Genomic DNA, 24258 nt, shown 5'->3' with positions numbered 1-24258 from the left:
GCTCAGCACCGTACCTACCAAACACTTGCTAGGGAAGCGGCGTGAACGGCCGGGCCGGCCGGGGCCGTCGGCCGATGACAGTTCGGCCGAAGGGTGTCTCCCGCCGCGCCGCGTGTTCCATGCTGTGACCGACGGACACACGAAGAGCGACGAGGAACGGGGTACGCGCCCATGCACCGGACCCGGCCGACCTTGGAGAGCGTGGCGCTGCGCGCGGGTGTCTCCCGCGCCACGGCCTCCCGCGTCGTCAACGGCTCCACCAGGGTCGGCGAGGACGCCCGCGCGGCGGTGCAGCGGGCCGTCCGGGAGCTCGGCTACGTCCCCAACCAGGCGGCCCGCAGCCTGGTCACCCAGCGCACCGACTCCTTCGCCCTGGTCCTGCCCGAGGAGCCGGGCCGGGTGTTCTCCGACGACCAGTTCTTCCCCGGGGTGGTGCGCGGGGTGAGCGGGCGGCTGGAGGAGGCCGACAAGCAGCTGGTGCTGATGATGGCGCGCTCCCCCGCCGGCCGGGACCGCATCGAGCGCTTCGCCCTGGCGCGGCATGTGGACGGGGTCATGGTGGCCTCCGTGCACGGCGCCGACCCGCTGCCCGCCGCCCTCGCCCGCGTGGGCATCCCGGTGGTCTCCAACGAGCGGCTGCTCGGCCCGGTGTCCCTGCCGTACGTCGGCGTGGACAACGCCGGGGGCGCGGCCGCCGCCGTGCGCCACCTGGTGCGCTCCGGGCGCACCAGGATCGCCACCGTCGCGGGCCCCCAGGACATGGTGGCCGGGATCGACCGGCTGGCCGGCTACCGGGCGGCGCTGGAGGAGGCGCGGCTGCCCGCGCGGGTCGCCGTGGGCGACTTCACCCGGGAGTCGGGCGCGGCCGCGATGCGCGGGCTGCTGCGCGAGGAGCCGGCGCTCGACGCCGTGTTCGCGGCCTCCGACCTGATGGCGGTGGGCGTGCTGCGGGCGCTGCGGCAGGCGGGCCGCCGGGTGCCGGAGGACGTGGCCGTGGTCGGCTTCGACGACATCGAGACCGCCCGCTACACCGAGCCCCCGCTGACCACGGTCCGCCAGCCCATCACGCGGATCGGCCGGCGGCTGGCCGAGCAGCTGCTGCGCCTGGCCGCGGGCGAGCGGATCGAGCCGTCGCTGGTCCTGCCGACCGAACTGGTCCTGCGCGAGTCGGCCTGAACCGGCCCGGCCTTTGGGGAGCGCCGGCGGGTCTCATACGTCGGCCTCATACCTCCTCAGGGCCGCTCCGCCGCGTACCGGGGCAGCAGGGCCCGGAACTCCCGCTCGAAGGCGTCGTAGCGGCGGCGCAGGTCCGCGCCCGGCCAGTCGGGGGGCAGCAGCCGGTCGGGCAGGACGGGGTCGGCGAGGAGGTGGCGGAGGACGGCGGCGGCGACGGTGAACCGCTCGGCCAGCCCGTCGGCCCGCTCCAGGGCCGCCGCCAGCAGCCGGGCCCGGCCGGCCCAGCCGTCCAGGTCCCACAGCCGGGCCGCGAGCGCGGTCGGGTCGCCCTCGGGCGCGCCGGTGAGCCATGAGCACTGCTCGGCCGCGACGGCGGGGCGCGGCCGTACGAGGTTGGCGGGGCGCAGCCAGGTGCCCTCGCGCAGCTCGGCGAGGCGCAGGGTGGCCATCGCCTGGCGCAGCGCGGCCCGCTCGGGCGCGGCGCGGCGGTCGGAGGTGACGACGGCGATCTCCCACTCGCCGTCCCAGCGCCGGGTGCGGGGGGCGCGGCTGTCGTCCTGCCGGGCCTGGCGGGCCAGGAGGCGGTCGGTGAGCCGGTAGGCGCGGCCGCGCTGCTCGAGGTCGCCGGCCGCGACCATCCGGGTGAGCGCGACCCGGACGGTCCCCTCCGCGGCGCCGAACAGCGCGCCGACGCGGACCAGGGCGCGGGCGGGCAGCTCGGGCGGGTGGTGGCCGAGGAGGGTGCTGAGGACGATCGAGCGGGCCGTCAGCGGGCGCAGCGCGGGAGTCCCGGCGTCACCCGGGCTGTCCGGAACACTGTCCATTACGGTTCTCCATCACGCATGATGGAAGTGTAAGACCGAACGCCCTGTGAAGACGAACGCCGAAGACGAACGCCGAAGACCGACGCCGAAGACCGACGCCGAAGACCGACGCCGAAGACCGACGCCGAAGACCGACGCCGAAGACCGACGCCGAAGACCGACGCCGAAGACCGACGCCGAAGACGACTGCCCCTGAAGGCCGCCGCGCACGAGGAGACGCCATGGGTGCCACGCACGAAGTCCTCAACCAGGCCCCGCCGCTGACCGGCTTCAGCACGGCCGACGATCCCGCGCTGCTGGAGGCGCTGCGCCGGGACGGAGGCGCCTGGGGCGAGCCGGAGGTGCGGGAGCTGGGCGCGCTGGCCGGGTCCGCCGAGGTCCAGGACTGGGCGCGGATGGCCGAGGAGCACCCCCCGGTGCTGCACACCCACGACCGGTACGGCCATCGCATCGACGAGGTCGAGTACCACCCCGCCTACCACCGGCTGATGGCCGCCGCCGTGGACAGCGGGCAGCACGCCGCCGCCTGGAGCGAGAGCCGCTTCGGGGCGCATCTGGTGCGCGCGGCGAAGTTCTACGTCTTCGCGCAGGCCGAGCCGGGCCACGGCTGCCCGATCTCCATGACGTACGCCGCGGTCCCGGCGCTGCGCGCCGAGCCGGAGCTCGCGGCGGCCTACGAGCCGCTGCTGGCCTCCCGCGTCTACGACTTCGGGCTGCGCCCGCCGCTGGGCAAGCGGGGGCTGATCGCCGGCATGTCGATGACGGAGAAGCAGGGCGGCTCGGACGTGCGCGCCAACACCACCCGGGCCCTCCCCCAGGCGGACGGCGCCTACCTGCTGACCGGGCACAAGTGGTTCACCTCGGCGCCGATGAGCGACGTCTTCCTCACGCTCGCCCGGACGGAGGAGGGCCTGACCTGCTTCCTGGTGCCGCGCGTGCTGCCCGACGGGACGCGCAACCCCATGCAGCTCCAGCGGCTCAAGAACAAGCTCGGCAACCGCTCCAACGCCTCCTCCGAGGTCGAGTACGACGGCGCGGTGGCCTGGCGGGTCGGGGAGCCGGGGCGCGGGGTGCGCACCATCGTCGAGATGGTCAATGTGACCCGGCTGGACTGTGTGATCGGTACGGCGGCGGGCATGCGGGCCGGGCTGCGACAGGCCCTGCACCACGCCGAGCACCGGCGGGCGTTCGGCGCGGAGCTGATCGACCAGCCGCTGATGCGCCATGTGCTGGCCGATCTGGCGATCGAGTCGGAGGCCGCCACGACGCTCGCGCTGCGGCTGGCGGCGGCCCTGGACCGGGCCTCGGCCGGGGACGAGTCGGAGGCGGCGCTGCGCCGGCTGGGGCTGGCGGTGAGCAAGTACTGGGTGTGCAAGCGCGGCGCCGGCCACGCCGCCGAGGCCCTGGAGTGCCTGGGCGGCAACGGCTATGTGGAGGACTCCGGCATGCCGCGCCTGTACCGCGAGGCGCCGCTGCTGTCGATCTGGGAGGGCTCGGGCAATGTCGCGGCCCTCGACGTGCTGCGCGCGCTGGGCCGGGAGTCGGGGGCCCTGGACGCGTTCCTGGCCGAGGTGGACGCCGCCGCCGGGGCCGACGCGCGGCTGGACGCGGCCGTGGCCCGGCTGCGCGCGCTGCTGCCGCAGCTCGCCGACCCCCAGCGGGCCCAGCTGCTCGCCCGCCGCCTCGCGGAGCAGATGACGCTGGTCCTCCAGGGCAGCCTGCTGGTGCGGCACAGCCACCCGGCGGTGGCGGACGCCTTCTGCGCCTCGCGGCTCGGCGGGGACTGGGGCCATGCCTTCGGCACCCTGCCGCCCGGCGTGGACACGGGCCCGATCCTGGAGCGGGCACACCTGAAGGACGCGCGCTAATCAGAACTGCCGTCTAAAGGAGCGACTTTCCCCGCGATTTCACCTATTCGAGGGAATCCACGCGGGCATCCGGCTGCAGGGGGTCCGATCGGCCGAGTATCTCCGTCGTGAACCGATGGCAGCGCGCGTGGCGTTCAGGGCTCCTCGTCACGGCCGGGGTGCTGGCCTCGACGGGGGCGGGTCCAGCGGCCGGGGCGGGCGGGGCGGACGACCCGTCGCCCGGCCGGCACCACGCGGGCATCCATGTCCACATCGAGGTCCGGGTTCCGGGCCTCGCCCTGCTCTGGCCGTGGTGGTGCCCGACGCATCCCCCCACCCCGACGCCGACGCCGACGCCGACGCCGACCGCCACCCCCACGCAGACGCCCACCAAGACGCCGACGCAGACCCCCACCAAGACGCCCCGCCCCACCGCGACGCCCACCCACACGCCGACCTCGGCGCCGACGCCGCGCCCCACCCGCCCCCCGACGCACGGCTCGCCCGCGCGGCCCACGTCGGCCGAGCCGCCCCCCGCGCGCCCCGCTCCCCCGTCCTCGGCCGCTCCCCCGTCCTCGGTCGCGCCGCCGGCGCGGCCGAAGCCGCACCCGACGCCGCCGCGCAGCTCACCGACGCCGGCCGAGTCCCCGCGCGCCGCGGCGCTGCCCGCCTACCACCGGTCCGCGTCCCAACAGTCGGGCGGCGGCGTCTCGTTGGTCACCTTCACGCTGCTGATCACCGCGCCCGCGGTGCTCGCGGCCGCCACCCTGCGCCCCCGCTCGCGCTCGCGCTCCGCTGCGCGCGGCGGCCCACGCGGCTGACGCCGACGCCGCACGACCCGACGGAGGTTGCCCATGCCCGAATGGCTGATTCTCACCCTGGTGACGGCGGGGGTCTGTGCGCTCGTCCTGGCCGCCACGCTGCTCAACCAGCGGCGGGTCCCCGAGGACGACGACCCCTCCGAGACCCCCGACGTCATCGAGTACATGACGATGATGATCGGCGTGGTCTACGCCATCGTGCTGGGCCTGGCCATCGCCGGGGTCTGGGAGGCGCGCGGCGCCGCGCAGGACGGAGTGCGCACCGAGGCGCAGGCGCTGCACGAGGTGAGCGAGCGGGCGGGCAACTACCCGGCGCCGGTGCGCGACCGCATCCGCGCGGACGCCCGGGCGTACGCGGACCACGTGGTGTCCAAGGAGTGGCAGCTGATGATCGACAAGGGCGAGCTCACCGACCGCGGCAGCACCCTGCTGGCGCGGCTGCGGAAGGACGTCAACGATTACACGCCGCGCACCGACCGGGAGTGGCAGACCTTCCAGCCGCTGGTCGAGCAGGTCGCCGCGGTGGACGCCGCCCGCGAGGCCCGGGAGCAGAACGCCGGGCCGACGCTGCCCGCGATGGTCTGGCTCGGGCTGGCCGTCGGCGCGGCGCTGGTGATCGGGCTGCTGTTCACCTTGCAGATCCGCCGCACGCCACGGGAGTTGGCGATGGCGGTGATGTTCAGCGCGCTGATCGTCTTTCTGCTCTTCCTGGTCTGGGACTTCGACGCGCCCTTCGGCCGGTCGGTCGGTGACGCCGGCTCGCCGTTCACCGACCTGTTCCCCGACCCGCGGTGAGCCGCCCGGGCGCGGCCGGATCAGTTCACCGGCACCGGCAGCACCCGGCGCAGCGGATCCTCGGGCAGGCCGTGGCGCTTCCACTCCCTGGGGTAGCCGACCGAGACCTCCTGGAAGCGCACGCCGTCCTCCACGGTGATTCTGGGGATGTGGAGATGGCCGTAGACGACCGTCTCGGCCCGGAACCGCACATGCCAGTCGGCGGTCAGCTCGGTGCCGCACCACAGGGCGAAGTCGGGGTAGCGCAGCACCCGGGTGGGCAGCCGGGTCAGCGGCCAGTGGTTGATGAGCACGGTCCGCAGCCCGGGGTCGCGGTCCGCCAGCCGGGCCTCGGTCTCCTTGACCCGGGCCCGGCACCACGCGTCCAGGGTGGGGTACGGCTCCGGGTGGAGGAAGTGCTCGTCGGTGCACACGACCCCCGCCTCGTGCGCATGGGCGAGTGCGGCCTCCTTGGTGCTCAGGCCCTCGATCCGGAACGAGTAGTCGTAGAGGAGGAACAGCGGGGCGATGGTCAGCGGCCCGCCGATGCCCTCCCACACCGGATAGGGGTCCTCGGGGGTGACGATGCCCTTGGCCCGGCACATGTCCACCAGCGCCTGGTAGCGGGCCACGCCGCGGGCCTGTACGGGGTCCTTGGGGTGGGTCCACAGCTCGTGGTTGCCGGGCGACCAGACGACCTTGGCGAAGCGCTCGCTGAGCAGGCCCAGCGCCCATTCGATGTCGGCGAACAGCTCGCCGACGTCCCCGGCGACGATCAGCCAGTCGTCGTCCGAGCCCGGCCGCAGCCGTTCCACGATCTCCCGGTTCTCCGAGTAGGCCACGTGCAGATCACTGATGGCGAGAAGCTCGCCGCGGTGCGTTCCGCCCATTGAGTCTCCTGTCCTACGGCGGCGGTCATGGTACGGCCGCGGCGCGCCCGCGCCGCGGTCCGGGCCGGTTGATCACCTACCCGTCCCTGGCGCTAGCCTCGCAGATGTGGTGGACAAACTCCCCGCGTCCTTCGAACGCGGCACGGACGGGCCCAAAGTCATCGTGGTCGGAGTCGACGGCTCCGAATCCTCCTGGCGGGCCGCGGCCTACGCCGCCGGGCTGGCCCGGCGGCAGGGTTCCCTGCTCGCCGTGGTGTACGTACAGCCGGTGCTGGCCGGGGGCGCGGTCCTGGGCGCCTCGGTGGCCCAGACGACCGAGGAGGTCGCCGAGGAGCTGATGCAGGAGATCCGCGAGGCGGCTGAGCGGCGGCGCGGGATCTTCGAGGTGCGCTGGGAGTTCCACACCTTCCGCGGCGACCCGTACACCGGCCTGGTGCAGGCGGCCGACGAGCTCAAGGCCGATGCGGTGGTGGTGGGCGCGTCCGAGCAGGCCGGGCACCGGTTCGTCGGCTCGGTGGCGGTCCGGCTGGTCAAGGCCGGGCGCTGGCCGGTGACCGTGGTGCCCTGACCGGTGCCGGCCCGCGGCGCGGCCCTGCCGCGCGGGCCGCGGCGGGCTCCCGGCGGCTCGGGCGCGGCTCAGTCGGACTTGTCCTCCAGCCGGAAGCCGACCTTCAGACCGACCTGGTAGTGGGCGATCCGCCCGGCTTCGAGGTGACCCCGGATCTCCGTCACCTCGAACCAGTCCAGCTCGCGAAGCGTCCGGGAAGCCCGGTCGATACCGCGTTTGATCGCGTCGTCCACCCCTTCGGTGGAGGATCCGACGATCTCCGTGACGCGGTACGTGTGGTTCGACATCGGCACCACCCCATCGCATGAAGCCCGGTCCCTCCACCGTGCACCATGCCGACCGCCCCCGCGACTCAGCGCGCCCCGCGCCGGTCCCCGCCGTGGCCACCGGGTGGGTGATGACACGCGGTCAGGGCCGCCGGCCCACCCCCGTGCCGACGACCTCGCGCAGCCGCCCGCCGGGCGCCTTGGGGGCCAGCGGCGCCGTCTCCATGCCGGTGCCCCGGCGGAGGCCGCCGAGAAACTCCTCGACCGTCTCCACGGCCGTGTGCCGCGGCCGCCAGCCCAGTTCGTCGTGGGCGCGGCCGGTGTCCATCAGCGGCAGCCGCAGCGCGGCGTCGAACAGCTGGGGCGAGGCGGGCACGAGGTGGAGGTGCCAGGCGGCGGCCAGCGCGGAGCGGGCTGCGGCGCCCGGCATCCGTACCGTCCTGGCGCCCAGCGTCTCGGCCAGCACGCGGGCGTCGAGCGGTGGGTCGGCGGCCAGGTTGAAGGCGCCGCGCACATCCCGGGCGACCGCGAGCCGGTAGGCCTCGGCGGCGTCGTCGGTGTGCAGGGCCTGCAGCATCAGGCCGCGGATGTCGGGCACGACGGGCAGCAGCGCGGGGCGCACCAGCCGGCGCGGCAGGAACGGGCCCATGAACAGGCGGCGCTGCTCTGCCGCGGACTGCTCCTTGAAGAGGAAGGCGGGGCGCATCCGCACCACTCTCACCTGCGGGTGCTCGCCCTCGTAGGTGTCCAGCACCCGCTCCACATAGGCCTTCTCGCGGCAGTACGCGGCCTCGGGCCAGCCGTGGGTGGGCCAGGACTCGTCCACCCGACGGCCGTGGGGGCCGGGCGAGTAGGCGCCCACCGAGGACGCGTACACCAGCGTCGGCACCTCCGCGGCCGCGACCGCGTCGAAGAGGCGGACGCTGCCCAGGACGTTGGTCCGCCAGGTGGTCGCCGGGTCGTGGCTGGGCTGGATGAGCCAGGCGAGGTGGATCACGGCGTCGGCGCCCTGAAGGGGCCGGACCAGGTCGTCCGCCTCCTCAGCGATGTCCGCCCTGACCCAGGTCAGCTTGGGCGGCGACCAGGCGGGGACGCGGCGGGCGATCCCCACGACGGAGGCGACCTCCGGGTCCTCGCCGAGCGCCCGGACGACGCTGGTGCCGACGTTGCCGGTGGCCCCGACCACCACCACGCGCCTTCCGCGCTCGTTGCTCATGGTCCACTCCTTGCACGTGCGGCGGCCCGGCGTCAGCGGGCCGGGCCGGCCAGTTGGCGGGCGGCCGCGGCGATCGCCTCCGCGTCGATCCCGGCCGCGGTCAGCTGCTGCGCCGGCGTGGCGGAGACCGGCATGTCGCGCACGGCGAGCCGGATGGTGCGGGAGGCCGGGCTGCCGTCGCCGAAGGCCTCCAGCACCGCGTCCCCCAGCCCGCCCTCGGGGTGGTGGTCCTCGACGGTCACCAGGCCGCCCGTCAGTTCGGCGGCCTCCCTGAGGGTCCGGGCGTCCACCGGCTTGACCGAGTACAGGTCGATCACCCGGGCGGGGATGCCCTCCTCGGCGAGCCGGTCCGCGGCGGCGATCGCCTCGTGCACGGTCACGCCGGCCGCGACGATGGTCACGCGGTCCTCGTCCGTGGCGCGCACCAGCTTGCTGCCGCCGATCGGGAAGCTCTCGGAGGCCGGATAGAGGACCGGGGTCTTGCCGCGGGTGGTGCGCAGATAGCGGATGCCGGACCCCTCGGCCATGGCGGCCGTCAGATGGGCGGTCTGGTTGGCGTCGCACGGGTACAGCACGGTGCTGCCGTGCACCGCGCGGAAGGCCGCCAGGTCCTCCAGGCCCATCTGGGAGGGGCCGTCCTCGCCGATGGCGACCCCGGCGTGCGAGCCGACCAGGTTGAGGTCGGCCCGGCTGACGGCGGCCATGCGGACGAAGTCGTAGGCGCGGGTGAGGAAGGCCGCGAAGGTGGAGGCGTACGGGGTCCAGCCGCGCGCCTGGATGCCGACGGCGGCGGCGACCAGCTGCTGTTCGGCGATGAAGCACTCGAAGTACCGCTCGGGGTGCTCCTTGGCGAAGAGCTCGGCGCGCGTGGAGTCGCCCACCTCGCCGTCGAGCACCACCACGTCGCCGCGCGCCGAGCCGAGCGCGGCCAGCGCCTGGCCGAACGCGTCCCGCGTCGCCACGTCCTCCCCCGGCTCGAAGCGCGGCAGGCTCAGGGAGCCCTCGCGGGACCGCTGCGCGACGCTCACCTCCGGCGGGCCCAGGACCGGGACCGCCATCTCCCGGGGGCCGCCGAGCTCGGCGATGGCCTCCTCGGCATCCGGCAGCGGCTTGCCGTGCAGGCCCTCCCGGTTCTCCACCGACGCGACGCCCCGGCCCTTGACGGTGCGGGCGATGATCGCCGTGGGGCGGCCGATGGTGGACGCCGCCTCGCCGTAGGCGCGGTCGATCGCGGTGGGGTCATGGCCTTCGATCTCGATCGTGTGCCAGCCGAAGGCGTGGAAGCGGCGCGCGTAGGCGCCCAGGTCCCACTCGTGGCGGGTGGGCCCGCGCTGGCCCAGCCGGTTCACGTCGATGATGGCGATGAGGTTGTCGAGGTGCTCGTAGCAGGCGTGTTCGGCGGCCTCCCACACCGATCCCTCGGCCAGCTCGCTGTCCCCGCACAGCACCCAGACGCGGCTGTCGGCCCTGTCGAGCTTCTCCAGGCGCTTGCGGGCCAGGGCCAGCCCGACGCCGACGGGCAGCCCCTGCCCGAGCGAGCCGGTGGCCACGTCCACCCACGGCAGCCGCGGGGTGGGGTGCCCCTCCAGCCGGCTGCCGAGCTTGCGGAAGGTGAGCAGTTCCTCGTCGCTGATCGCCCCGGCCGCCTTGAACAGGGAGTACAGCAGCGGGGACGCGTGTCCCTTGGAGAACACCAGGTGGTCGTTGCCGGGGTGCCCGGGCTGTTCGAAGTCGTAGCGCAGATGGTTCGCCAGCAGGACGGCCATCAGGTCGGCGGCCGACATCGACGAGGTCGGATGGCCGGACCCCGCGGCCGCCGCGGCTCGCACCGAGTCCACCCGGAGCTGCTGGCCGAGCTCGCTGAGCAGGTGGTCTTGCATGTCGCTCCTTCACGTCTTCCGGGTCGGTCAGCGGTCGTCGGGGCTCTCGGCGGGCGTTCGGACCTTTTCGGGTGCCTCGGTGTCCAGCGGCACGGACCAGGACCGCACCAGCCCCAGCTGGACGCCCTGCGGCGGCAGCACCGCGTCGAGCAGCCAGTCGGCGGCGACCCGGACGCGGTTGCCGGGCATCGCCATCAGGTGGTAGCCGCGGGTGACCAGGTTGGCCGGCGGCCCGGACAGCGGCACGTGCAGCGGGTTGGCGGCCGCCTGCACGCCGCCGAGGTCGACGGTGAACCCGAGGTCGTGGTGTTTGTACGGGCGCCGCGAGCCGTGGCCGAGCGAGGCGGCCACATTGTGGCCCGCCACCTTGCCCTGCCGCTGGGCGTGCTGGGCGGTCATCGGCGTGAACTGGCCCGGTCGGGTCAGGTCGGGCACCGCGGCCGCGTCCCCGCACGCCAGCACCTCGGGGTGGCCGGGCACGGCGAGGTACTGGTCGACGCACAGCCGCCCGCGCTCGATGGGCAGGCCGAGCTCGGCCACCAGCGGGTCGGGCCGGACGCCCACGCACCAGATCAGCGACCGGGTCGCGACGAACTCGCCGGTGTCGAGCAGCACGCCGTCGGCGGTGGCCTCCTTGACCGAGGAGCCGGTACGGATGTCCACGCCGCGCTTGGACAGCACCTTGTGCGCGGTGTCGGACAGCCTCCGGTCCAGCTCGGGCAGCACCCGGTCGGCGAGGTCGAGCAGCAGCCAGCGCGGCCGCGGCCCGCCGCGCAGCCCGGCGTTGTGGCGGGCGAGCGCGTCGGTCAGCAGCACGCCGTGGGCGGCCACTTCCGTGCCCGTGTAGCCGGCGCCGACCACGACGAAGGTACAGCGGGCCGCCCGCTCCTCGGGGTCGTCGGTGGCTCCGGCCAGCTCGATCTGGCGGATCATGTGGTCGCGCAGATAGAGCGCCTCGGGCATGCCACGGAAGCCGTGGGCGTGCTCCGCGACGCCGGGGATGGGCAACAGCTTGTTGACGCTGCCGACGGACAGGATCAGCCGGTCGTAGTCCATCTCGCCGCGCCGGCCCTCGGGGTCCGTCCAGCCGATCCGACGGGCGTCGAGGTCCACGCGGTCGACCTCACCGAGCACCAGGCGGACGCGCGGCAGGGTCTGGGTGAGGGAGACGGAGACCCGGCGGGGTTCCAGGACCCCCGCCGCGACCTCCGGCAGCAGTGGCAGATACAGAAAGTAGTCGTTGGGGTTGACCAGGACGATCTCCGCCTCGTCCCGCAGGGTGCGGGAGAGCGTACGGGCGGCCTGGTAGCCGGCGAAACCGGCGCCGACGATGACGATGCGGACTCGGCTCACACGGGACTCCCGGGCGTGGGGATATCACAGAACGCACCAAGTGCCCCCCAGCCCCGGGCCCAAACCCCGATGCCGCCCCCCCTTTTCAGACCGTGTCCCACGTGGTGAGGCGGCTGAGCCGCTTGTAGCAGCACATGGCTGCCGCGAGTCCGAGAAAGGCCAGGCAGTTACTGGGATCCCGCTCGTAGCCGGGATCCGCGCTCCGATCCGCTTGCCGCGCAGCCATGTCCGCAGAGGCGTCCGACAGGACGTGCATCTTGAACCCCGGCTTGCCTCTGTCCACGGGGCTCGGCCCTGTGTGTTCGCCCCCCCTTTTTTTCTGCCCTGACGTGGGCGGTGTCGAGGACGACGCGGGTGACGTCGATCAGGCCGGCGACACCCAGACGGTGCAGCACGGCTTCGTGCAGGCGCCCCACACTCGGGCTCTGGACCAGATCAGGAAGCGGCGGTGGGCAGCCGACTTCGATACGCCCAAGCATGGAGGTAACGCACGCCAGGCACACCCGCTGACCAGCACGTAGATGATGGCCGCGAACAGCGTCTCATCAGGCGTATTCGGTGTTCCGCCGTCCTGCGGCCGTGTTCGTTGCTCGGGAATCAACGGCCTCGCGATCTCCCACAAGCCGTCCGGCACGATCCGGCTCCACGTTCCCCGCCCCATATCGGGTCAACGACCGCCTCACCACGTAGGACACGGTCTTCGTGGACCAGCTGATCGATGGACGGGGACCGCAGCTCTTCATCGAAGGCCGTGTAGATCCGAGGTTGGTGACAGCGACAACGACTGGCGCACGGCTTTGGTGCGCACAACGAGGACGGCCTCGGTAGGGCCTCATACGTTATGCCGACCAGGCTTCGCCAGGGCCTAAGGGTCCCCAGCTCGGATTTAGTGGAGAGTAGAGACCAGGATGACTGAATTGATCCCTTCCGATCTCACGCAATCGGCACGGGGGGCAGGGAAACGTGCGATCGGCGTGCTGCCATTGGTCGGCATATTCTTCTTCACGGTATCCGGAGGCCCCTTCGGGCTCGAAGCTTCCATTTCCAGTGCCGGGCCGGGCATGACCTTGCTGATGATCGCCCTGGTGCCAATTGTTTTCGGTGTGCCGAACGCATTGGTGGCAGCGGAACTTAGTGCCGCAATACCGGTCAACGGCGGCTACTACTACTGGACAAAAGTCGCACTCGGAAGGTTTCCGGCATTCGTGTTCGGGGTCTGGAATTCAATCGGATCGGTGTTGAATCTTTCCCTCTACCCGATCCTGCTCGTCGACTACCTGGCCACCTGGATACCTGACATCGCGCGCGGGAAGGGGCTGGTAGTCCTGTCCATGTTCAATGGCGGCTTCGTTGTGGACCTGCACTGGATCGTCACCGTTGCCCTCATCATTCCGATGGCCTACCTCAATTATCGCGGCTCCAAGGCCGTGAGTGACTATTCAGTCGGGATGATGGTCCTTATTCTCGGACCTTTCGCCGTACTGACGGCCATCGGGGTCTATCATGCAATCAGCAACGGAATTGATATCCTTTCACCCTTCACGATTCCCGGTCAAAGCGTCCACTCCTCGGTGGCTGGAGCGCTCAGCGTGATCGTGTGGCTATACCTCGGCTTCGACGGTCCGAGTACCGTGCTAGGCGAGGTATCCGACGCACACCGCACCTACACTCGAGCCCTGATAATTTCGGTTCCGCTGATCATCGCCGCCTATCTCTTGCCCACGATCGCCGCCATCGGCAGTGGCCTGCATCGGGGTTCGCCCGCCGACTGGCTTCAGGGTGATTTCATCGTGGTCGGCAAAATCCTGGGCGGAAGCTGGCTCAAGGTGTTGATCTCCCTGGGCTCGGCGCTTTCCCTGGTCGGCTTGTTCATGGCGATCCTACTGACGAGCACACGAATCCCGCGTGCGCTTGCCGCAGATGCATACCTGCCTCGCTGGATGGCGCGAGACAGTAGGCGATTCAACACGCCGGTGGGTGCTCTCCTGACGAGCAGCACTATCGTCGTTATCCTGTCGGCTGTAGATTTTAGCTCGATTTTGCGGGCTACGGTGCTGCTCACCCTGTCGTCGATCCTGCTTGAATTCGTGGCCTTCCTGGTCCTTCGCTGGCGGTATCCCCAGATGCGCCGACCGGTTCGAGTCCCGGGTGGCTGGCCTGGCGCTGTCCTGGTAGTCGCACTGCCCACTGCGATGATCCTGTATCTGGCGTGGAGTACAGCAGTCGATCAGACCGCTACGTTCTTCACGAGCCTTACGGTGGCACTCCTAGGCGTGGCGCTGTACCCGATATGTCGCCGATTCGTCAAGGGCCTTAGGCCGGACGCAGAAATGGACTATTCCAATGTCGAGCTTGGGCCGGACAGGTGGGCAAGATTCGGTTCGCAGGAGGGGGAAGTTTGATGGCCATGGGACGGATGATCTCCGAGCTGGCGAAGCAGCTATGCACTTGGTGGCCTGTTCCGGGGCTCGCGATCAGTATCGTCACCGCAACCGGCGAATCCGCGCTCATCACCGATGGGTTTGCTGACGTGGGATCCGGGGCACCAGTTTCCGATCACACGCGCTTCGAGATCGGTTCAATCAGCAAGACCTTCACCGCGTTCTTGCTCGGGCAGTTGGCGGATGAGGGGAAGGTGAATTTCGAGGCGCCGGTTGCTGATTATCTGCCGTGGTTCACCCCGAACGGCGGGTCCCGGGAAATCACGGTCCGCCACCTTATGCAGCACACCTCGGGTCTGGTAGCCGGGGCCGACGCGCTGCCCGATGCCGCCGCACGCGGTTACGCGCTGCGCGATGCGACGACCTATGTCAAACCAGGTGAGATGTTCCACTACTCCAACGAGGGCTACAACTTGCTGGGACTGATCATCGAGCACGTCACAGGAAAATCGCTCGCGAACGCCATGGCCGAACAGTTGCTACATCCATTGGGGATGCGCAACTCGGCAGCGCACATCATTCACGAAGACAGTGCTGAGCTCGCCACCGGATACCAGTTCCTACACGACGACCGACCGGCGCTCCCGTCGGCCCCGCTCACGCCAGCCACCTTTTTCGAGTATTCAGCGGCTGATGCGAACGTGACCGCAACCGCATCCGACCTGGGCATATTCGCCCGGATGATCCTGGGGCGTGGCACCGTGGCCGGCACTAGGATCCTCAGTCCGGAGCGGTTCGAGCAGATCATCACAGACCGTGCCGATGTGGGCGGTTCGGCGGAGCATCAGCGTGGCTATGGACTTGGCGTGGGCGTGGAGATCATCGACGGTCATACCTGGCTGATGCACGCTGGAGGAATGGTCGGCTACCGTTCGTTTCTCGCCGTCGATATCGACGGTGGACACGGCGTCGCAGTGCTGACCAATGCGCCCGGCGAGTGCCGGATAATCGACCTGTTCGGCCGGCATGTGCTTTCCGTCGTGCAAGGAGCCTCGCCGGACCCATCGCTGTTCGACCGGGAGAGAATCCCAGACGCTCATCGCTACACAGGAATCTATGGAACGGGATCGCGCCAGATCCGCGTCGACTCCACTGCGGGCAACGGTCTCACTCTCACCTCGGACGGGATAACAGGCAAGCTGTATGACGCAGGCGACGGGCGGCTGACATGCGATCACCCTCGCTGGTCCGCCTACCATCATTCGGTGAGCACCGTCGCCGGGAAGCCGCATTGGCTCTGCGGACCCGACTCACTCGGCCTTGACGCCACGCCGGCCACAACCCCGCATCCGCTCGCCGGTCACTACCGGAGCTACACGCCTTGGTATCCCAGCTTCAGGATCGTGCAGCGGGCAGGGCGACTGCACATGATCGCTGCGACTGGCGTCGAAGCGCCATGCGATGAACCGGAACTCATCGCACTCGGTGACGGAACGTTCCGCGTCGGAGCCGATCCGCGATTGCCGGAGCGGTTGACAGCTGGCCCGGCTCTCAACGGCTCAGTGCTGTGGGTCGACCTGGACGGCTGCCGCTACACGCGCTCATTCCGGCCATAGCCGGAGCAATTAGGCAACACCCATCCGCAGCTCGCGCACCCGAAGCTGGAGGTGCGCGAGCAGCATGGCGTCGGCATCCGTGAAATCCAGGCCGGAGACCTCGCGGATCCGGCGCAGCCGATAGCGCATCGTGTTGGGGTGGATGTGCAGGGCGGCGGCCGCGTTGTCCGTGGCTCCCGCGGCGGCGAGATAGGCGGCCAGGGTTACCGTCAGCAGACCGTCCTGGCCGTCCTCCTGGCGCAGCCGGTGCAGCGCGCCGCTGGTGTCCGGCAGGCCGAGCGACTCAGTGACGTCGGCGAGATGCAGCAACAACACCGGCAGCGCCATCTCCTCCACGGTGCGCACAGTCGGCCCATGGAAGGTCGGGTGCCGTAGCGCCCGCAGCGCGGCGTCTGCCTGCGCCCGCACTTCGGCGATCCGGCCCAGCGAGTCGGCCGGGCCGCCAACGGCGACCACGTAGTCACTGGCCAGTGGGGTCCGCCCGAGAAAATCACGTGCCAGGTTGACGGTGGACTCAAGTGCCGCGGTGTGTTCCGGAGGCCAGGCAACCAGTACGTACACCGCGCCAGTCCCCGCCACCGAGGCAGAACGAGGGTGCACGGCCGTTAGAAAGTACTCCAACGTGTCAGCGAACCGACGTAGCTCGTCGACGGTCCCTGCAGCGGTCGCCGCGTCGGCATCCTTGGTCCCGACCAACCGAGGGGCCGCAGCCAGTACACAGACCGGGCCAGAGCCCAATTGCAGCCGGCTCGCCTCCACTCGATCGGCCGACCCTCCGAGTACCGCCGCGGCCAACTCACCGCGCTGCTGACGGGCATAGCTGGTCTCGGTTCGCAAGCCGACCATCTGCAGCGCGACCATCGGCGCGAATTCGCGCAGCCGAGCGGTGCCCGCCTCGTCGAGCGGCCCGGTAACCGCGGCCCAGATGTAGCCAAGGACATCCGTGCCGGCCCGGACTGCGATCGCTACCCTCGACAACTGGTCCGGTTCGGTCGCTTCCATATACACCGGCTCACTGCTGGCATGCAGGCGATCGAATTCATGACGCTCGCGCTGTTCGGCGAGCGTCCTGGGTTGCACCGCCCGCCCCAGGATGGTCTCGATCCGCTCGGCATCGGTCTTGTCTTGGCCCTCCGACCAGGCGACCAGCGCGGAAAAGCGGTCTTCGATGGTGACCGGGGCGCCGAGAGCCTCGTAGATCGCGTTCGCCAGGGTAAACAGCTCCGAGCCACTGCTGACGGAGCGCACGCGCATCCTCGCGTATTCGAGCAACTGCTCACGAACGGTCGTCGCAACGTGCATCCAGGACGCGTTCTGGTTGACCTCGATGATCGTCAGCTCTTCGTCCGCCGACGGCGGCACCGGGGCCTTCATCGCCACCACTCTCGCGTCAGAACGTTTCATCGCCGCAGTCAGTTCGCGCAGCTCGGCTTCAGTGGTCACGCCGACACCCAGCACCACACACCCAGGTCCAAGCTGCGTCGGCGCACCCGGAGCATAGATGGCAATGTCGGTCAGCGGCCTGTCGCAGCCGGCCCCCTCCTGGATCAAGCGCAGCAGCGCCGGACCGATGTTGTCCACCAGTTGACGGACGGGCAGGTACCGCCGCGCGCCAGACTCCCGCATTGTGCGCTCCCGGCTCAGAGATTGTTGTAGGCATCAAGTCTGGGAGCTCCATATTGATGCTGTCAACGATGTTTCGACCTGCCGGGAGCCCGAACATAGGGGGTCACCTCAGAGATGGGACCAATCAGTGTCACAAGGAGCGCAGATGGCGGCGACGCAGGCAGGCCGGGAGCTGGTGGGGCTGTTTCCCCCCGGGACCACCCAGGACGCGACGGGCGGACTGGTGCTCGGTGGCGTCCCAGTGGCCGAACTCGCCGAGACCTACGGCACTCCCGCGCTGGTCGTCGACGAGGCATCGATCCGCGCACGCGCCCGCCGGTACGCCGACGGTCTGGCCGCCCGCTGGCCGAACTCCCGCGTCACCTTCGCCTCCAAGGCCTTCCCCTGCACCGCCGTCAACCGGCTGCTCGCGGAGGAGGGCCTCGGCATCGACGTCGCCGGCGGCGGCGAGCTGGCCCTCGCCCTCGCCTCGGGCGCCGACCCGGCCGGTCTCGTCGTGCACGGCAACGCCAAGACCGAGGAGGAACTGCGCCTCGCCGTCGACGCCGGCGCCGGGACGATTGTCGTCGACAACTTCGATGACATCGACAAGCTGGAGAAGATCCTCACCGATCCCATGAGTGAGCAGGGAGTGCTGGTCCGGGTCACCCCCGACATCCGCCCCAACACCCACGAGGCGGTATCCACCGGCCAGAACGGCTCCAAGTTCGGTCTGCTCCTCCCGCAGGCCCGCGAGGCGATCGCGCGGCTGCGCGGCAGCGACCGGCTGCGGCTGGACGGCGTCCACGTCCACGTCGGCTCGCAGATCCTGGACCTCGAGCCCTTCGCGCAGGCCGTCGAGGCCGTCGCGGAACTCGGCGAGTTCTCCGTCTACGACCTGGGCGGCGGCCTTGGCTCCCGCTACACCTACGCCGACCGCCCGCCCACCGTGGAGGCATACCTGGACGCCATGATCGATGTCGCCAAGCGCCTGCTGCCCGCCGACGCCCGCATCCTGATCGAGCCGGGCCGCTCGATGGTCGCCGAGTCCGGTGTCTCGCTCTACCGCGTCGTCTCCGTCAAGCGCGGAGGAGGCCACACCTTCGTCGCCGTCGACGGCGGCATGGGCGATAACCTCGAGGTCTCCCTCTACCAGCAGCGCTTCGAGGCCGCCATCGCCACCCGCCCGACCGGTGAGGGCGAGCTGTGCCGCCTGGTGGGCCGACACTGCGAGTCCGGCGACACCCTCAGCGCCGGCGTCCCGCTGGAAGACCCGCGCGTCGGCGACCTGATCGCCGTGCCGGTCACCGGCGCCTACACCTACGCGCTGAGCAACAACTACAACGGCGCGCGCCGCCCTCCGGTGGTCTTCGTCCGCGATGGTGCGCACCGCGCGGTGGTGCGCCGCGAGACCTACGCCGACCTCATGCGTCGCAACCTGCCGTAGCGGCACCCTTGCTGCGTTTGTCGTCAGGCTGCACGTGGAACCAGCTTCCGCCCGGCTTCGGCCCGTCGGGCGTGACCGCGTTCCGCCGGTTGCCGAGTGGTCGCAGGCTCGCGTGTGGGCCAAGCTGCATCGCCTGCCCCTCGACGAACCCGGCAGCCAGGGAGAGCTGTACTGGGCGTGGTGCGCCGTCGACTCCGTGAGCGTCCGGGCGGTCAAAGGGGGCCTCTGACCGGACCGAATCCGACCGATCGACCGACCGACCGCGGCAAGAGCGGATCGAAAATCCACCTCATCGTCAATCGCCGCGGCCTGCCCATCTCACTGGGAGTATCCGCAGCCAACACCCACGACAGCCAGGCCCGCAGGCCCTCGTGCAAGGCATCCCGCCGATCCGCCCACGCCGCGGGCCACGACGCCGACGCCCAGCCCCAAATGACATGGCCCGTTAAGGTCTCGGTTCGCCCGCCTCCAGGGAGCGGGCCCTGTGATCAGCGCGCTCGGGCCACCTCCCCCTTGACGGGCTCGTCCCAGTCGATGCGGTAGCCGGTCAGCCAGTCCGGGCCGTCGGTGCCCGCCCGGTCGAGCCTGCGCGGCAGGATGGCGTCCCGCAGGGCCCGGCCCACCGGCCCGGGGGCGGTGCGGCGGGCCAGGTCCGCGCCCGTGGCGACCACCCGCTCCACCCGCTCGCGGCGCAGCCTCTCGTACGCGGCGAAGGCCGGGCGGGGGCTGCGCAGGTCGCGGAGGCACTTGGCGAGCACGACCCCGTCCTCGATGGCCAGCGAGGCGCCCTGGGCGGCGTTCGGCGCGCAGGCGTGCACCGCGTCCCCCACCAGGACCATCGCCTCGTCGGACCAGGTGGGCGTGGAGGCGATGTCGTAGGCGTTGGTGGCGACGATGGACTCGCCGCTCGCCCGGATGATGCCGGCCGCCGGAGTGTTGTCCTCCGCGAACAGACCGGCGAGTTGCTCCCGCCACTGCTCCGGTGTGATCGCCGCCAGTTCGTCCTTGGACAGCTCGGCGCCCGGGGTGTTGGCGAACCACCAGACCTCGCCGTCCGGGGCCGTGGTGCAGCCGAAGAAGCCCCGCTTGCCGTAGATCATGGCGTAGGTGTCGCGGTCCGGGGGCGAGGCCGCGTCGCGGGCGTAGCCGCACACCGTGTGCTGTCCGGTGAAGCGGGGGCGGGGCGCGGCGGCCTCGATGGTCCTGCGGATGAGGGAGTGGAGGCCGTCGGCGCCGACGAGCACGTCCCCCTGTGCCCGCCCGCCGTCGGCGAAGGAGGCCACCACGCGGCCGTCGGGGCCGGTCTGGGCGGCCAGCAGCCGCTTGCCGTGCTCGACGCGCGCGCCGCGCCGCTCCGCCTCCTCGCGCAACACCCGCCGCAGGGTGGCGCGTTTGATCGTACGGGCGCCCAGCGCGCCCTCCTCGGAGCCGGCCAGGGGCCGCCCGCCGAGCCGTTTGCCGGTGTTGCTGATGAAGTCGGCGCGGCCCGCCGGGAAGGAGTTGTCCAGCACCGGCCGGTGGGCGTCGATGGTACGCAGCGCCTCCATGCCGTTGGCGGAGACGAGCAGGAACGCACCCGCGTCGGTGGCGGCGGCCGCGTCGGTGGGATACGCCTCGTACACGGCCGCGTTGATGCCGGCCTTGCGGAGGGCGATCGCGGTCACGGTTCCGGCGATGCCGCCACCGATGATCAGGGCATTGGTCATGGTGCTCCGTGGAGTGGAGTGGGGGGACAGGGGGTGGTGCGGGTGGTGTTCGGCACAGCTGTCAGGGTGGGCCGACGCCGTCCGGACCCCGGCCTGGGGTGGTCGCCGGGGCCCTCGTGGAACGGCCGCATCCTAAGGCGTCGGCGGGGTCGCGTGCGGGGACGGAAGGTAACGATGCGGTGGCACACCGGCCTTGGGGGGCGTCCGCCCCCGGCCGGTGCGCGGCCACCCCGGCGAGCCGCCGTCAACAGGGGCCCGCCGGGGCCTACTTGAGCAGGCGGGACAGCCGCCGGTCGGCGAGCGGCTTGCCGCCGGTCTGGCAGGTGGGGCAGTACTGCAGGGAGGAGTCCGCGAAGGACACCTCGCGGATCATGTCGCCGCACACCGGGCAGGGTTGACCGGTGCGGCCGTGCACCCGCATGCCGCCGCGCTTCTCCGCCTTCAGGTCGCGGGACGCGAGCCCCCGGGAGCGCTCGACGGCGTCGCGCAGGGTGGCGCCCATCGCCTCGTACAGCCGGGCCACGTCCTCCTCGGTCAGGTCCCCGGCCAGCCGGTAGGGCGACATGCGGGCGGCGTGCAGGATCTCGTCCGAATAGGCGTTGCCGATCCCGGCGATGACGCTCTGGTCGCGCAGCACCCCCTTGATGCGGTGGCGCACTCCGCGCAGCAGCCCGGCGAACGCCTCCAGGGTGAAGGAGTCGTCGAGCGGGTCGGGACCCAGGCGGGCGATGCCCGGCACCTCCCGGGGGTCGCGGACGCAGTGGACGGACAACGCCTTGTGGGTGCCCGCCTCGGTGAGGTCGAAGCCGGAGCCCTCCGGGCCGGCCAGCCGCAGCCGCAGCGCGAGCGGGCCCTTGCCGGGTCGGGGCGGGGCCTCGGGCAGGCCGTCCCGCCAGCGCAGCCAGCCCGCCCTGGCGAGGTGGACGACCAGATGGGGGCCGTCGGTGGCCAGGTCGAGGAACTTGCCGTGGCGGCGGACCGCCGTGACGGTGCGTCCTTCGAGGTCGGTCAGCGGCGGGTCGTACGTCTTGAGGACGCTCACCGCGGCCGGGTGGACGCGGGCGATCTCCCGGCCGACGGCGCGCTCGGCCAGGATCCGGGCGAGGGCCTCCACCTCCGGTAGTTCCGGCATGGGACCAGTGTGCCGCAGGAGCCGGGGCCCCGCCGCCGCGTCCAGGCCCCGCCGCCGCGCCCGGGGGGGCGGGCCGGTCACCCCGCCGGCGGCTCCGGGCTGCGGGCCCCGGGGCCCGCTCCTACGCTGATCCGCAGGGCCGGACCGGGCGCCGCGCACCGGCTCGGCACGCCCGCGCGCCCGCTCCCCGCCGAACCGCGTCCCGGCCTGTCCCGCACGGAGGCTTCCCCACCATGGTCGACACCGCACTGCACGAGCGGTCCGCGCTCCGCCGCGCCGCGCCCGATCGTCGTTACGAGGTCTACGCGGGCGGCAGCCCGGAGGCGGAGCGGCTGCTCTTCGAGCGGCTGGCGCGCGAAATGGTGGGCGCGGAGTGGGCGGACCGGCACGGCGGCGGCCCCCCGCACCTGCCGCGCGCCTGCCACACCAGGCCGGCCCTCGCGGTCGACAACGCCCGGCTGCGCTTCCGCGACGATCTGCCCGAGGCGCTGCGGGTCGGCTACGCGCGGCCGGGCGCCGAGTACCCGGCCGTGGTGCGGCTGTCGGACGCGAGCGGCCCGGAGCGGCCCGGCGCCGCGCCGGATCTGCGCGGGATGGCGGTGCGGGTGCTGGCCGGGCCCGGGGAGGCGCACGATCTGCTGGCCGCCGGCTTCCCGGTGTCGCACGCCGCCGACGCCCGCGAGTACGTGGCCTTCGCCAAGGCCATGGCGGGCGTGGGCAGCGCCGCCGAGCAGGCGTTCGGGCTGCTGGTGAAGTTGCCGCTGGCCGTCGGCTGGTCCACCGCCGCCCGGATGCGCCGCAATGTGCACACCGCCACCCGGCACGCGGTCGGCTCCCTGGCCCGCGAGACGTTCTGGAGCCGCGGCGCGATCCTGTGGGGCGACGCGGGTCCGGTCCGCTATCTGCTGCGCCCGGCCCCCGGCGGCACCCCGGCCCCGCCGCCCGACCGGGGCGACCCGGACTACCTCCACCGGGAGCTGACGCAGCGCCTGGCCACCGGTGACATCTGCTTCGAGCTGTGTGTGCAGCGGTATCTGGACGAGCGCCGCACCCCGGTCGAGGACGGCTCGGTGGAGTGGAAGGAGAGCGACACGCCCGTCGTCCCGGTGGCCCTGCTGACCGTGCCGCGCCAGGACCTGGACGCGGCCGAGGCCCGCTCGGCGGCGCGCCGGGTGGAGCGGCTCGCCTTCCACCCCTGGCACACCACCGAGGAGTTCCGCCCGCTGGGCAGCCTCAACCGCGCCCGCAGGGCCGCGTACGAGGCCGGCGGCGCCCACCGGCCGGCGCTGCGGCTCACCGCCGGCGCCGCGCTGGGCCACGCCGTCCTGCCGGCCCCCGTGCGCGCGGCCTTCGGATTGGTCAACCGCTGTGTCCCCTGGCACCGGCTGCCCCTGCCGCCCGGGCTGCGGGAGCTGGTGGATCCGCTCCGGTCGCCACGCCGCCTCACGCTCGTCGACGCCGAGCCCGCGATGGGCCCGCCGCGCGCCGCGCGCTCGTACGACCGGCCGGCCGAGGAGCTGTCCCCCACCGGACTCCCCGCGTCCTGAGCGGCGGTCCGGGGAAAACCCGCCTTGACCGGTTTACCGACGCGGTAGGGTGTGGCGTTCGCCGCGGGCGGCGAGCGGCAGCCGAGCAGCGGGAGTCGGTGGATGGACAGCGAGGTCACGGCGGGCCCACCGCGGCGCGTCACCATCAAGGACGTCGCCGCGCGGGCCGGGGTCTCCAAGGGGGCGGTCTCGCTCGCCTTCAACGACCGCCCCGGCGTCTCCCAGGCCACCCGGGCCCGGATCTTCGAGGCGGCCCGGGAGCTGGGGTGGGCGCCCCATCTGTCCGCCCGCTCGCTGTCCAACGCGCGGGTGGACGCCGTGGGCCTGGCCATCGCGCGGCCGGCCAGGATGCTGGGGCTCGAGCCGTGGTTCATGGAGTTCGTCTCGGGCATCGAGAGCGTGCTCGCCGAGCGGTCCTGCTCGCTGCTGCTGCGGCTGGTGCGGGACGTGCGGGAGGAGATCGCCGTCCAGGAGACGTGGTGGCGGGCGCGGCAGGTCGGCGGGTCGATCCTCGTCGACCTCCACGACGGCGATCCGCGCGTCCCCGCGCTGCGCGGACTCGGGCTGCCCGCCGTCGCCGCCGGACACCCGTCCCTGGCCGGCGGCTTCACCTGTGTGTGGACCGACGACGCCACCGCCGTCGGCGAGGCGGTGCGCTATCTGGCGGCGCTGGGCCACCGGCGGATCGCCCGGGTGAGCGGCCCCGCCTCGCTCGGGCACAGCGTGATCCGCACCGCCGCCTTCGAGGCGGCCGTGCGGCAGTTGGGCCTGGCCGACGGGCGCACGGTCGCCACCGACTTCTCCGGGGAGGAGGGGGCGCGCGCCACGCGGGCGCTGCTGTCCTCGGCCGACCGGCCGACGGCGGTCCTCTACGACAACGACATCATGGCGGTGGCCGGGCTGTCGGTGACCGCCGAGATGGGCCTTTCGGTGCCGGCCGACGTCTCGCTGCTGGCCTGGGACGACTCCCAGCTGTGCCAGCTCACCCACCCCACGCTGTCGGCGATGAGCCATGACGTCTTCGGCTTCGGGGCCGAGGTCGCCCGCCGCCTGTTCGACGTGCTCGACCAGGCGGCGCCCGGCTCCCATCAGGCGCCCACCCCGGCGCTCACCCCGCGCGGCAGCACCGCCCCGCCCCGGCGGCCCTGAACCGGTTAAGCACGGCCGGGCGCGGGGCGCGCCGACCGGATGAACTCCGGCCCGCGTGGG

General features: G+C 72.1%; 19 protein-coding genes and 2 pseudogenes. 11 read left to right on the top strand and 10 right to left on the bottom strand.

Annotated features, from left to right (window positions below; all coding sequences use genetic code 11):
- Positions 1-171 precede the first annotated feature (171 nt).
- Positions 172-1176 carry a LacI family DNA-binding transcriptional regulator gene (locus ABFY07_RS10505; RefSeq protein WP_346174220.1) on the top strand — a complete coding sequence of 335 codons (1005 nt, stop codon included), beginning with the start codon at positions 172-174 and terminating at the stop codon, positions 1174-1176.
- Between the two features lie 56 nt (positions 1177-1232).
- On the opposite strand, the gene ABFY07_RS10500 is transcribed toward ABFY07_RS10505, so the two are convergent.
- Complete coding sequence (locus ABFY07_RS10500; RefSeq protein WP_346174219.1) at positions 1233-2000, bottom strand: PaaX family transcriptional regulator C-terminal domain-containing protein; 768 nt, start codon at positions 1998-2000, stop codon at positions 1233-1235.
- Between the two features lie 221 nt (positions 2001-2221).
- On the opposite strand from ABFY07_RS10500, the gene ABFY07_RS10495 reads away from it, so the two are divergent.
- From ABFY07_RS10495 to ABFY07_RS10485, 3 genes are all read left to right on the top strand, one after another.
- The gene (locus ABFY07_RS10495; protein ID WP_346174218.1) at positions 2222-3868 is read left to right on the top strand and encodes an acyl-CoA dehydrogenase family protein; all 1647 of its coding nucleotides are present in this window, start codon (positions 2222-2224) and stop codon (positions 3866-3868) included.
- 107 nt (positions 3869-3975) lie between these two features.
- Complete coding sequence (locus ABFY07_RS10490) at positions 3976-4668, top strand: hypothetical protein (protein WP_346174217.1); 693 nt, start codon at positions 3976-3978, stop codon at positions 4666-4668.
- Between the two features lie 33 nt (positions 4669-4701).
- Positions 4702-5463, top strand: a complete 762-nt coding sequence (locus ABFY07_RS10485; protein ID WP_346174216.1) for a bestrophin-like domain — start codon at positions 4702-4704, stop codon at positions 5461-5463.
- Between the two features lie 20 nt (positions 5464-5483).
- Here ABFY07_RS10485 and ABFY07_RS10480 read toward each other — a convergent pair whose 3' ends face one another.
- Positions 5484-6332: a metallophosphoesterase family protein gene (locus tag ABFY07_RS10480; RefSeq protein WP_346174215.1), complete on the bottom strand. Its 849-nt coding sequence runs from the start codon at positions 6330-6332 to the stop codon at positions 5484-5486.
- Positions 6333-6438: 106 nt separating this feature from the next.
- On the opposite strand from ABFY07_RS10480, the gene ABFY07_RS10475 reads away from it, so the two are divergent.
- Positions 6439-6900, top strand: coding sequence for a universal stress protein (locus ABFY07_RS10475; protein WP_346174214.1), 462 nt, complete (start codon positions 6439-6441; stop codon positions 6898-6900).
- A gap of 68 nt (positions 6901-6968) precedes the next feature.
- On the opposite strand, the gene ABFY07_RS10470 is transcribed toward ABFY07_RS10475, so the two are convergent.
- The 5 genes and pseudogenes from ABFY07_RS10470 to ABFY07_RS10450 all read right to left on the bottom strand — a co-directional run bounded on the left by ABFY07_RS10470 (position 6969) and on the right by ABFY07_RS10450 (position 12276).
- On the bottom strand, positions 6969-7187 hold the full coding sequence (locus tag ABFY07_RS10470) for a dodecin (RefSeq protein WP_076971940.1): 219 nt from the start codon (positions 7185-7187) through the stop codon (positions 6969-6971).
- Positions 7188-7308: 121 nt separating this feature from the next.
- On the bottom strand, positions 7309-8382 hold the full coding sequence (locus ABFY07_RS10465) for an NAD-dependent epimerase/dehydratase family protein (protein ID WP_346174213.1): 1074 nt from the start codon (positions 8380-8382) through the stop codon (positions 7309-7311).
- Between the two features lie 32 nt (positions 8383-8414).
- Positions 8415-10262, bottom strand: a complete 1848-nt coding sequence (locus ABFY07_RS10460; protein ID WP_346174212.1) for a transketolase — start codon at positions 10260-10262, stop codon at positions 8415-8417.
- A 27-nt stretch (positions 10263-10289) separates the two neighbouring features.
- Positions 10290-11615, bottom strand: a complete 1326-nt coding sequence (locus tag ABFY07_RS10455) for an NAD(P)/FAD-dependent oxidoreductase (protein WP_346174211.1) — start codon at positions 11613-11615, stop codon at positions 10290-10292.
- Positions 11616-11700: 85 nt separating this feature from the next.
- Positions 11701-12276 (bottom strand): annotated as a pseudogene (locus ABFY07_RS10450) (transposase).
- Positions 12277-12523: 247 nt separating this feature from the next.
- Between ABFY07_RS10450 and ABFY07_RS10445 the strand changes: the two are divergent.
- Both ABFY07_RS10445 and ABFY07_RS10440 read left to right on the top strand, forming a co-directional pair.
- Entirely contained in the window at positions 12524-14017 is a 1494-nt protein-coding gene (locus tag ABFY07_RS10445; protein ID WP_346174210.1) for an APC family permease, read from the top strand.
- On the top strand, positions 14017-15612 hold the full coding sequence (locus ABFY07_RS10440; protein ID WP_346174209.1) for a serine hydrolase domain-containing protein: 1596 nt from the start codon (positions 14017-14019) through the stop codon (positions 15610-15612). Before ABFY07_RS10445 ends, ABFY07_RS10440 begins: the two co-directional genes overlap by 1 nt.
- Positions 15613-15621: 9 nt before the next feature.
- On the opposite strand, the gene ABFY07_RS10435 is transcribed toward ABFY07_RS10440, so the two are convergent.
- Positions 15622-17193 (bottom strand): PucR family transcriptional regulator, encoded by a 1572-nt coding sequence (locus tag ABFY07_RS10435; protein WP_346174208.1) that lies wholly within the window; start codon positions 17191-17193, stop codon positions 15622-15624.
- A 190-nt stretch (positions 17194-17383) separates the two neighbouring features.
- On the opposite strand from ABFY07_RS10435, the gene lysA reads away from it, so the two are divergent.
- Positions 17384-18664: a diaminopimelate decarboxylase gene (gene lysA, locus ABFY07_RS10430; RefSeq protein ID WP_346174207.1), complete on the top strand. Its 1281-nt coding sequence runs from the start codon at positions 17384-17386 to the stop codon at positions 18662-18664.
- A pseudogene (locus ABFY07_RS10425) lies at positions 18559-19089 on the top strand (transposase); the annotation flags it as partial. The gene lysA and the pseudogene ABFY07_RS10425, both read left to right, overlap by 106 nt.
- A gap of 63 nt (positions 19090-19152) precedes the next feature.
- Here the strand turns inward: ABFY07_RS10425 and ABFY07_RS10420 are convergent.
- Both ABFY07_RS10420 and ABFY07_RS10415 read right to left on the bottom strand, forming a co-directional pair.
- Positions 19153-20370, bottom strand: a complete 1218-nt coding sequence (locus tag ABFY07_RS10420; protein WP_346174206.1) for an FAD-dependent monooxygenase — start codon at positions 20368-20370, stop codon at positions 19153-19155.
- A 265-nt stretch (positions 20371-20635) separates the two neighbouring features.
- Positions 20636-21502 (bottom strand): Fpg/Nei family DNA glycosylase, encoded by an 867-nt coding sequence (locus ABFY07_RS10415; protein WP_346174205.1) that lies wholly within the window; start codon positions 21500-21502, stop codon positions 20636-20638.
- Positions 21503-21735: 233 nt separating this feature from the next.
- On the opposite strand from ABFY07_RS10415, the gene ABFY07_RS10410 reads away from it, so the two are divergent.
- Both ABFY07_RS10410 and ABFY07_RS10405 read left to right on the top strand, forming a co-directional pair.
- On the top strand, positions 21736-23049 hold the full coding sequence (locus ABFY07_RS10410) for a catalase family protein (protein WP_346174204.1): 1314 nt from the start codon (positions 21736-21738) through the stop codon (positions 23047-23049).
- Positions 23050-23151: 102 nt separating this feature from the next.
- Positions 23152-24198 (top strand): LacI family DNA-binding transcriptional regulator, encoded by a 1047-nt coding sequence (locus ABFY07_RS10405; protein WP_346174203.1) that lies wholly within the window; start codon positions 23152-23154, stop codon positions 24196-24198.
- The last annotated feature ends 60 nt before the right edge of the window (positions 24199-24258 follow it).

It is taken from the genome of Streptomyces sparsogenes subsp. cuspidosporus, assembly GCF_039532705.1.
GTDB lineage: Bacteria > Actinomycetota > Actinomycetes > Streptomycetales > Streptomycetaceae > Streptomyces > Streptomyces sparsogenes.
Note: the sequence above shows the minus strand (reverse complement) of the source record. Positions and strands in the feature narration are given on the sequence as shown.